Origin of the sequence: Rhodococcus sp. EPR-147 (assembly GCF_001647185.1) — a bacterium.
Lineage (GTDB): Bacteria > Actinomycetota > Actinomycetes > Mycobacteriales > Mycobacteriaceae > Rhodococcoides.
On the sequence record NZ_LVCU01000039.1, the window covers coordinates 26589 to 36220 of the forward strand.

Sequence of the window (9632 nt, forward strand, 5' to 3'; positions counted from 1 at the left end):
TCTTCTGCGGTGGAGCTGCCGGGAATCGAACCCGGGTCCTCTGCTGCATTGCCAGGGCTTCTCCGTGTGCAGTCCGCTATGCCTCTACTTGGATCTCCCGATCTCGCGAACAAGTCAGGATGACGATCCCAGCCACTGTTTGATGTTCCTCATCATCCCGCGGCCGGATGAATCGGTAAGCCCTCTAGCTGATGCCAGTACCCGGACCGAGGGCAAGCCCGGACTGACAGACACGCAGTCGCTACTTAGGCAGCGAGTGCGTAGTCGCGCTGATTGGAATCGGCGCTTATAAGGTTGCGATGACGCTTACGGTGGTCTCTCGCCTGCACCGACACGCTTCCCCTGACTCAACATACAAAGTCGAAACCGTTCAGCCCCGTATGTTCCCGAACACCGTGTCCGGGCTGTTCAGTGTAACGCCTCTCCCGAGCACATTCATTCCATTAACGGCCGACCCGGCGATCCGTCGTGTTCGACGCGGCATCTTCGTCCACTCGTTGCACGACCGTGCGCAACATTCGACGTGTCATGAGCAGGCGTGCCGGCAGCGAGGCGTACCAGACAGCCCGACCGGCAAGACCGCGAGGAAAGAACACCAGCCGCTGCTCGATGGTCGGCTGCTTTGCAGTTCCTCCCACCGTCAGGTCGAGCCAGGCCTCCCCGGGAAGTCGAGTCGAGGACTTGAGCCGAGTGGTGTGTTCGGTGCCCGACGCGGATGCGTCGGGTCCGGTGACGTCGCGACGCCAACCGGTGAGAACGTCGGCGTCGGCCAATCGTTCGAGAGCGGGCCTGATCGCGGTCGACGGTGCCGAGCTTCGGGCGACCCGGGTGTCGGTGTAGACGACCTCTCCTGCCCACGTCGGATCCGAGGGCAACGGATCCGACGGTGCCGCGGTACCGGTGGCGTCGGTCCACCGCGTCTCGACCTCGCCGTCGTCGATCTTGCGCAGTGCCAATCTCACGGAGTCGCGGTAGCCGGTCAGGCCGCCGTCCGGACGCGGTACGACGGCGTCGATGTCCATCTCGTGGCCCACGGCGTCGTACTGCAGAGATTCGATGAGCGGCATCGCCAGGCCGCGCGGAATGGGAGTCACCAAACCGATCCAGTGGCCGGCCAGTCGAGGAGTCAACACCGGGAGAACGATGATCCGACGCTGCCGCAGACCCGCGACGTCGGCGTAGATGTTCATCATCTCGCCGTACTGCATGACGTCGGGTCCGCCGATGTCGAATGTCCTGGATTCGGTGATCGGCGCACTCGCGGCCCCGATCAAGTAGTGCAACACGTCGCGAACGGCGATGGGCTGGATGCGGTTGTGTACCCACCGCGGTGTGGTCATCACCGGTAGCCGATTGGTGAGGTGCCGGATCATCTCGAACGACGCCGAACCGGATCCGATCACGACGCCTGCCTGCAGCACGATCGTCGGCACACCCGAGTCGATCAGTATGCGTCCTACTTCGGCTCTCGACTTCAGGTGTGGTGAGAGCTCACCGGTCGGTGGATGCAGCCCGCCGAGGTAGACGATGCGGCCGACGCCGCACTCGGCAGCGACAGCCGCGACGTTCTCGGCGCTGTCGCGCTCGGTATCGGCGAAGTCGGAGTGGCCTGCGGTGCCCATGGAGTGCACCAGGTAATACATGATGTCGACACCGGTCAAGGCTTCTTTCAGCGACTCGCGATCGCTGAGATCCCCCTGGACGATCTCGACGTTCGCCGCCCACGGCACGTTGTCGAGCTTGCTGGGGGTACGAGCGAGCACCCGCACCCGATAGCCGTCGTCGAGCAGGCGCGGTGCCAGTCGTCCACCCAGGTATCCCGTGGCACCGGTGACGAGTACGCGGGGAGGCTGTCCGTCGACCTGGGCCGCGGGGATGTCGGACGACGAATCGGAAGCTGTCATAACCGGGGTCATTACCCGTCTGCGAGCATGTTCAACCCGCGAGCGCGATCATGGCGATGGCACCGAGCGCCAACGCCATTCCCACTTTCTGCAGCGTTCCGACCCGTTCGCCGAGCATCACCATCGCCAGCAACACCGTGGCTGCGGGATACAGCGAGGCAATGACGCTCACCAGCGACAGCAAACCGCCCTGATACGCGTAGATCATCGCAGCGTTGGCGACGACGTCGAGCACGCTGACGAAAGCGGCGAGTTTGAGGACGCTGCCGTGCGGAGGTGAGAAGTGACCGGAGGCAAGGGCCACGATCCAGACGACCGCGGTCGCCGATGCGCGCGACGCCGCGAGCGGCCACAGCCCACTGCCGTCCCCGATCCGGTGCAGAAAGATGAAGGCGAACGCGAACGTCACCCCCGAACCGACCGTCAACCAGGCGACCGTTCGGGTGAACTTCATTTCTCGACCACCGGCAACCTCACCGGTCACCTCGTCCGGTGATTCTCTGCTGACCAGCACCACGGCCACCAGTGCGACGGCGATACCGACGAACGCGATCACGCCGGGCCGCTCGCCCATCGACAACCCGACCAGCACCGGGATACCGGCGACCAGCACCGCGGTGACCGGTGAGACCACGGCCATCGGTCCGGCGGCGAGGGCCAGGTAGAACCACCACACGGCAACTCCGCCTGCGACACCCGAGGCCAGGCCCCAGAGCATCGCCGGGAGTTCGATGGTGCCGCCGACGAACGGAGCGACGAGCAGGACGATCACCAGCGAGAGCGGGTAGGACACGATGACCACCCGGAGGGCGGCGACCCGGCGGGATGCGACACCGCCGACGAAATCGCTCACCCCGTAGCCGACGGCAGCTACCAGAGCGAGCAGAACAGCGGTCAGCGCATTCCCTTCACGCGACGGCCCAACTCGCGAGTGACCTCGCGTTCGGCGGTGCGCTTGGCCAGCGACTGTCGTTTGTCGTAGTCCTGCTTGCCCTTGGCCAGTGCCAGCTCGACCTTGACCTTGCCGTCGGAGAAGTACATCGACAGCGGCACCAACGTCAGGTTGCCCTCTTTGACCTTGCCTGCGAGGCGGTCGATCTCGCGGCGGTGCAACAGAAGTTTGCGGTTGCGCCGCGGCGCGTGGTTGGTCCAGCTACCGAGCGTGTATTCCGCGATGTGCAGTCCGCGTAGCCAGATCTCTCCGTCGTCGACGGTCGCGAAGGCGTCGACCAGCGAGGCCTTGCCGTCACGCAGACTCTTGACCTCGGTTCCGACGAGGGCAACTCCGGCCTCGACGACGTCGAGTATGGAGTAGTTGTGCCGCGCCTTGCGATTGGTCGCGATGGCCTTGCGGCCCTTCTCTCTCACTGCAGGGCCCTTTCTCGAGCGTTCGTCGCGCAGACCGGTTCCACGGGCAACCGCTCCAGCATAGAACCGAACGGCAAGCGAATTTATTCGCGCACGTACAGGCGCAGCGTGATGTAGGCCGTCACCGCGGCCATGCCGACTCCCACCAACGCCAGGAACGGCGAGACGAGCAGCACGTCACTGTTCGATATCCGGGCCAGGATGTTGGCCTGATACACATCCGACAGAACGTCGTCGATGAACATGTTCTTGGCCGTGAACAAGCCGGCAATGGCAAGTGCGGAGCCGATCAAGGCCGCCACCACCGCCTCGAGCAGGAACGGCAGCTGGGTGTACCAGCGAGTGGCACCGACCAAGCGCATGATGCCCACCTCGGTCCGTCTGGTGAACGCGGCGATCTGAACCATGTTGGCGATCAACAGGATTGCGGCGATCGCCTGCACCGTGGCGATGGCGAATGCAGCGTTGCGCACGCCGTTGAGCACGCTGAACAAGCGCTCCACCAGGTCGCGTTGGTTCAGCACGCTCTGCACGCCGGGTCGATTCTCGAAGTTGTCGTTGATCACCCCGAACCGCTCCGGGTCACTCAGACGAACCTTGAACGATGCGGGAAAGCTGTCGGCACTGACCAGTTCGGCCAGCTCGGGCTGATCCTTGAACACTCGCTCGGTGGCGTCCTTCACCGCATCCTCACGATTGAGGTACTGCACCGAAACCACCGACGGCGTGCTCTCCAGATCCGAGCGCAGGGTGGCGCAGGTGTCCTCGGCGCAATCGGGATCGGTTGCCGAGATGTCGTCGGTGAGGAAGATCTGCACTTCGACCCGGTCGAGAAAAATCTGCTGTGTCTTGCCCGCCATCTGCACCACGAGCAGTCCCCCGCCGAACAGGCCGAGAGAAATAGCGGTCGTCAAGATCATGGCGATCGTCATGGTGATGTTGCGGCGAAGTCCGGTGAAGACCTCGCTGAAGATGAAACTTGCGCGCATCGCGGAATCCGAGCCCTTCGATTCGTTCGGTCGTGAAGTCCGATAGGTCCTGGTCGGGTGTCGTCAGCGACCGACGCCGTAGACCCCGCGGGCCTCGTCACGAACGACTCGTCCGTTGTCGAGTTCGACGACGCGTCGGCGCATCGAATCGACGATGTGATTGTCGTGGGTGGCCATCAGCACCGTGGTGCCGGTGCGGTTGATGCGCTCGAGCAACAGCATGATGTCCTGACTGGTATCCGGATCGAGGTTTCCGGTCGGCTCGTCCGCGAGCAGCACGAGCGGACGATTGACGAACGCCCGAGCGATGGCGACTCGCTGCTGTTCACCACCGGACAGCTCGTTGGGCAGACGATCCGACTTGCCGCCGAGTCCCACGAGGTCGAGCACTTCGGGGACGGTGCGCTTGATCATCGAGCGCGGCTTGCCGATCACCTCGAGGGCGAACGCCACGTTCTCCACGACGGTTTTCTGCTGCAGCAGACGGAAGTCCTGGAACACGCAGCCCATGCTCTGCCGCAACCGCGGGACACGACGGGCCGCCAACCTGTTGACATGGAAGTCGGCGACATGGATGTCGCCGGAGGTGGGCGTCTCCTCCTTGAGGAGCAGCCGCATGAACGTCGACTTCCCCGAACCCGATGGGCCGATCAGAAACACGAACTCGCCTTTGTCGATGGAGACCGTCACCTTGTCCAGGGCGGGCCTGGTGGAGGTCTTGTAGGACTTGGAGACATTCGAGGTGCTGATCACGGGTCGCCAGTGTAGTCCTTACTCACCGGTAGCTGCCGGAACCGCTCGGGCGTCGCGGCGAGTCCCGAGAGACGGTAAAGGCCGACTCAGCGCGCGGATGTCGGCGCAGGTTGGCTGGGTATCAGCGACTGGATGGCCGGCGGAATCGGCACGCCGAACGGCGCGGTCGTCGTCGGTGGCACAGTCGTCGTGGTTGCCGGCTGACCGGATCCATCGACGCTGTCCGATCCATCCGGGTCCGTGGTGGCCGTCGGCGTGGGTGTGACCGTCGTGCTCGTGAAACTCGGCTCCGTGGTTTGCGGCTGGGTGTACGGGGTGAGCTCGCCTGGGTCCACAGCAACCGGGCCCTGAACCTGTTCGCTGTCCCTCTCGGCGATCTCGGCGCTGACCTGGCCGTACCAGAGACCGGTGAGCACGAAGCAGATGCCGAACGCGACGGTGGACGTCCGGACGCGGCCGTAGATCTTTGCCGGGATGCGCCACTGTCGCCAGTTCCGCTGCGGGTGTTCGGTTCCGGTCTCCGTCGTGCTCACTGTTCCTCCCTCCGGTCTCGTCCCGATGCATCCGGTGCGACCCCGGCCGTACTGACGTCGGGAGCAACACTGATGCCCTCGGGGCGCAGTGCGGCAGCCACCCGGACACGAAGTTCTCGTCCCACCTGGAACTGCTTGCCGGGCAATGTTCGCGCCACGAGACGAACGTTGACCTGGCCCACCTCGATGCTCTCCACGCCCATCACGGTCGGTTCGTCGAGCAACAGGGGCCGCAGCCGGGTGTCCGCGAACGCGTCGCGGCCGACTGTGCGGAGCAGTGCGTTGACCTGGGTGAGATCCGCTGTGCTCGGCACGGGAACGTCGACGACGGCGCGCGCCCAGTCCTTCGACAGGTTGATCGCCTTGACGATCTGCCCGTTCGGCACGGTGATGACCTCGCCGTCGACGCTGCGCACCCGAGTTACTCGTAGCGTGACGTCCTCGACGGTGCCCTCGGCGTCCTCGGCCGAGCCGTTGACGGCGATCTGCACGACGTCACCGAATCCGTACTGACGTTCGGTGATGATGAAGAACCCGGCCAGAATGTCCTGGACCACGCGCTGAGCTCCGAAACCGAGTGCTGCGCCGATGACCGTCGCGGGTGCCACCAGCCCGCCGACGCCGAATCCGAAACGCCTCAGCACCTCGATGGTGACGAGGATGTAGATGAGGGTGACCACGACCCAGGTGATGACCTGGGCAAGGGCGTGCCGATGCTTGGCGGCCTCGGACCGCACGAGTGCATCGCTGTGCTGGTAGTTCTGGTCGATGCGGGCAGTGATCCGCGACCCGGTCCAGGTGACGAAGCGCGCGGCCAGAAGCCCGCCGAGAATGTACAGCAGTATGCCGAGGGCATTCTGCTTCAGGTCGAGCGTCGGGTTCAACCAGCTCGTCATCGGATCGTCGGAGTGGAGCCTGCGCAATGACCGGTCATCTACTGCTCCCCCCGCATTCGCCATCGAATTCCCGATTCCAGGAATCCGTCGATGTCTCCGTCGAGAACAGTAGACGGATTGTTCACCTCGTACTCGGTACGCAAATCTTTGACCATCTGGTACGGGTGCAGTACGTACGAGCGCATCTGATTTCCCCAGGAGCTGCCGCCGTCTCCCTTGAGCGCGTCCATCTCGGCGCGTTCTTCCTTGCGCTTGACCTCGAGCAGCTTGGCCTGCAGCACTCGCATGGCCGATACCTTGTTCTGCAGCTGCGACTTCTCGTTCTGGCAGGTCACCACGATCCCCGTCGGGATGTGCGTCAACCGAACGGCGGAGTCGGTGGTGTTGACCGACTGCCCACCCGGCCCGGACGAGCGGTACACGTCCACGCGAATGTCGTTCTCGGGGATCTCGATGTGGTCGGTGGTCTCGACGACCGGAAGAACCTCGACCTCGGCGAAGGACGTCTGGCGTCGACCCTGGTTGTCGAACGGACTGATCCGCACGAGCCGGTGTGTGCCCTGCTCCACCGACAGCGTGCCGTACGTGTACGGGGCCTTGACCGCGAACGTCGCGCTCTTGATGCCGGCTTCTTCGGCGTAGGACGTGTCGTAGACCTCGACGCCGTAGCCGTGCTTCTCGGCCCAGCGGATGTACATGCGCATCAGCATCTCGGCCCAGTCGGCAGCGTCGATTCCGCCTGCACCGGAACGGATGTTCACCAACGCGTCGCGCGCGTCGTACTCACCGGACAGCAGGGTCCGTACTTCCATGGCTGCGATGTCCTCACGGAGCGACGCGCGTTCGGCGTCGGCATCGGCGGTGGCGGATGCGGCGTCGTCACCTTCCTCACCCTCGGCGAGCTCGTACAACACCGGCATGTCCTCGAGGCGCTGACGGAGCTCTTCGACGCGGCGCAGCTCGGCCTGCGCGTGGGACAGCTGGCTGGTGACCTGCTGAGCGTGTTCCTGGTCGTTCCACAGGTCCGGTGAGGCCGCCTGATGTTCGAGTTCGTCGATGCGTCGCCGCAGTTCCTCGACGTCGAGAACAGACTCGACGGTGGAGAGAGTGGTGTCGAGCTCGGCAAGGTCTGCAGAAACGTCGGGATGCACGAGAGTCAAGGTTACCGGCACGCGAACCCGAACCCGACCGCCCCCGAGCAACACCGGGCACAGTCGGATGTGTCCGTCGTTAGTCTTACGCGGTGACCGACTACTCCGAGGATCTTTCTCTCGCCCTCCGACTCGCCGACGAGGCCGACGCCATCACGCGGCGGCGATTTCTCGCCATGGACCTCTCGGTGGATTCCAAGCCGGATCTGACACCGGTGTCGGACGCGGATCTGGCCGTCGAGACGACGATCCGCGGCGTGCTCGGAGCGCAACGCCCTGCCGACGCGTTGCTGGGCGAGGAATTCGGCGGCACTGCAACGTTCAGCGGACGCCAGTGGGTCGTCGATCCCATCGACGGCACCAAGAACTTCGTCCGTGGCGTTCCGGTGTGGGCGACGTTGATCGCGCTGCTCGACGACGGAATACCCCGTGTCGGCGTGGTGAGCGCGCCCGCCCTGGGCCGACGGTGGTGGGCAGCACTCGATCTGGGAGCCTGGACGGCATCGGACGGGGGCACCCCGCGCCGGATCGAGGTCTCGAAGGTCGATTCGCTGGCGTCGTCGAGTCTGAGTTTCTCGAGCCTGAGTGGGTGGGCGGACCTCGGCATCAGGGATCGTTTCCTCGATCTGACCGACGCCGTGTGGCGGGTTCGCGGCTACGGCGACTTCTTCTCCTACTGCCTCGTCGCCGAGGGGGCGGTCGACATAGCCGCAGAACCCGAGGTCTCACTGTGGGACCTGGCCGCACTCGATGTCCTCGTGCGCGAAGCCGGAGGCAGTTTCACCGCGCTCGACGCCACGGCAGGCCCGCACGGTGGCAGCGCCGTGGCCACCAACGGTCTACTGCAACACCAGGTCCTCGCGCACCTGTCCCCCAGCGCCTGAATCACGCCTGGAGAACTGCAGCCAGGATCAGCGCGATCAGCGGTGTGATGCCCTGGACGAATGCGGGCCGGAAATACTTCGCACCGCCGGTCGCCAGAACGATCGCTGCGCCGACGATGCTCGCGCACGCGAAGTAGACGACGGCGTCGCCTGCGGACCCGCCCACGACGAGTCCAACTGCGATCCCGACAGCCAGAAACAGGTTGTAGAAGCCCTGATTGAACGCCATCGGCTTCACGACATCGGCGTCGTGCTGGCTTGCGACGCCGAACTTGGCCCAGATGGCCGGCTTCGACCACAAGACACTTTCCATGACGAAGATGACGACGTGGAGGGCCGCGGCGATGGCGGCGAAGACCTGGGCGATCGGGTGCACGGACGTAGCGTGCCATACCCCTCGTCGCCGGAGGCAACGTTCGGTTCGCCGGTCTCCTGGAAAGGTCAACTTACTCGACAGTAGACAGCTATCTTACTCGGGAGTAAGATCTGTGGAGTCCGTGCCCGACGCCGAGGAACTGGTGATCATGAGCAAGCAAGACAGTGTGGTCGACGCGAAGGCCCCGAAGGTGCCCCGCGATACTTCTGCAGTTGGCCTCAACCCGTTCAAGCGGGATGCGATCGGAACCGCCATGCGCGTTCTGACCGCCATCACCGGATCGGAACTGGCGGAGAAGTACAACCTCCGCCAAACCATCGACCGGGTGACGTACGAGAGCACCAAGACCGGGTTCAAGACCCTCGGCGCTGCCAATCGCACGTTCGCCAAGGTCACCGGTGGCGGCAAGCCCAAGCGTCTCGACGACGGCGCTGCCAAGAACCTGAGCTACTTCGACCTGACGCCCGACGACGAACAGCGCATGATCGTCGAGACGGTCAAGGAGTTCGCCGAGGAGATCCTTCGCCCGGCTGCGTTCGACGCAGACCACAGCGCCTCGTCGCCCGAGGATCTGGTTCGGCGCTCCGCCGAGCTCGGCATCACGCTCATCAACGTTCCCGAGGAACTCGACGGTGCCGCCACCGAGCGTGGCGCGGTCACCAACTCTCTCGTCGCCGAGGCACTCGCCCATGGCGACATGGGGTTGGCACTGCCCATCCTCGCGCCCAGCGGGGTCGCCGTCGCTCTCACCCAGTGGGGCACCGACGCACAGCAGAAG

General features: G+C 64.6%; 11 protein-coding genes and 1 other RNA gene. 2 read left to right on the top strand and 10 right to left on the bottom strand.

Annotated elements, in window-relative coordinates:
* Nucleotides 1-7: 7 nt before the first annotated feature.
* The 9 genes from ssrA to prfB all read right to left on the bottom strand — a co-directional run bounded on the left by ssrA (nucleotide 8) and on the right by prfB (nucleotide 7594).
* Nucleotides 8-378: a transfer-messenger RNA gene (gene ssrA, locus A2J02_RS01640) on the bottom strand.
* Nucleotides 379-443: 65 nt separating this feature from the next.
* Complete coding sequence (locus tag A2J02_RS01645) at nucleotides 444-1904, bottom strand: SDR family NAD(P)-dependent oxidoreductase (protein WP_068045888.1); 1461 nt, start codon at nucleotides 1902-1904, stop codon at nucleotides 444-446.
* A 31-nt stretch (nucleotides 1905-1935) separates the two neighbouring features.
* Entirely contained in the window at nucleotides 1936-2790 is an 855-nt protein-coding gene (locus A2J02_RS01650; RefSeq protein ID WP_068045891.1) for a DMT family transporter, read from the bottom strand.
* A gap of 8 nt (nucleotides 2791-2798) precedes the next feature.
* Complete coding sequence (gene smpB / locus A2J02_RS01655; protein ID WP_027496576.1) at nucleotides 2799-3272, bottom strand: SsrA-binding protein SmpB; 474 nt, start codon at nucleotides 3270-3272, stop codon at nucleotides 2799-2801.
* 83 nt (nucleotides 3273-3355) lie between these two features.
* Nucleotides 3356-4261, bottom strand: a complete 906-nt coding sequence (ftsX, locus tag A2J02_RS01660; RefSeq protein ID WP_068045894.1) for a permease-like cell division protein FtsX — start codon at nucleotides 4259-4261, stop codon at nucleotides 3356-3358.
* Nucleotides 4262-4324: 63 nt separating this feature from the next.
* The gene (gene ftsE / locus A2J02_RS01665; RefSeq protein ID WP_027496574.1) at nucleotides 4325-5014 is read right to left on the bottom strand and encodes a cell division ATP-binding protein FtsE; all 690 of its coding nucleotides are present in this window, start codon (nucleotides 5012-5014) and stop codon (nucleotides 4325-4327) included.
* A gap of 86 nt (nucleotides 5015-5100) precedes the next feature.
* Nucleotides 5101-5547 carry a hypothetical protein gene (locus tag A2J02_RS01670; RefSeq protein ID WP_068045896.1) on the bottom strand — a complete coding sequence of 149 codons (447 nt, stop codon included), beginning with the start codon at nucleotides 5545-5547 and terminating at the stop codon, nucleotides 5101-5103.
* Complete coding sequence (locus tag A2J02_RS01675) at nucleotides 5544-6443, bottom strand: mechanosensitive ion channel family protein (RefSeq protein WP_068045937.1); 900 nt, start codon at nucleotides 6441-6443, stop codon at nucleotides 5544-5546. The genes A2J02_RS01670 and A2J02_RS01675 overlap by 4 nt, the downstream gene beginning before the upstream one ends.
* 38 nt (nucleotides 6444-6481) lie before the next feature.
* A complete protein-coding gene (gene prfB, locus A2J02_RS01680) occupies nucleotides 6482-7594 on the bottom strand; it encodes a peptide chain release factor 2 (protein ID WP_068045939.1) in 1113 nt (370 codons plus the stop codon).
* Nucleotides 7595-7686: 92 nt separating this feature from the next.
* Here prfB and A2J02_RS01685 point away from each other — a divergent pair, with 92 nt between their 5' ends.
* A complete protein-coding gene (locus A2J02_RS01685; protein ID WP_068045900.1) occupies nucleotides 7687-8478 on the top strand; it encodes an inositol monophosphatase family protein in 792 nt (263 codons plus the stop codon).
* A gap of 1 nt (nucleotide 8479) precedes the next feature.
* Here the strand turns inward: A2J02_RS01685 and A2J02_RS01690 are convergent, their stop codons facing one another.
* A complete protein-coding gene (locus tag A2J02_RS01690) occupies nucleotides 8480-8854 on the bottom strand; it encodes a DUF1304 domain-containing protein (RefSeq protein WP_068045903.1) in 375 nt (124 codons plus the stop codon).
* A 142-nt stretch (nucleotides 8855-8996) separates the two neighbouring features.
* Between A2J02_RS01690 and A2J02_RS01695 the strand changes: the two genes are divergently transcribed.
* On the top strand, nucleotides 8997-9632 hold a 636-nt coding region (locus A2J02_RS01695; RefSeq protein WP_197477899.1), incomplete at its 3' end, for an acyl-CoA dehydrogenase family protein.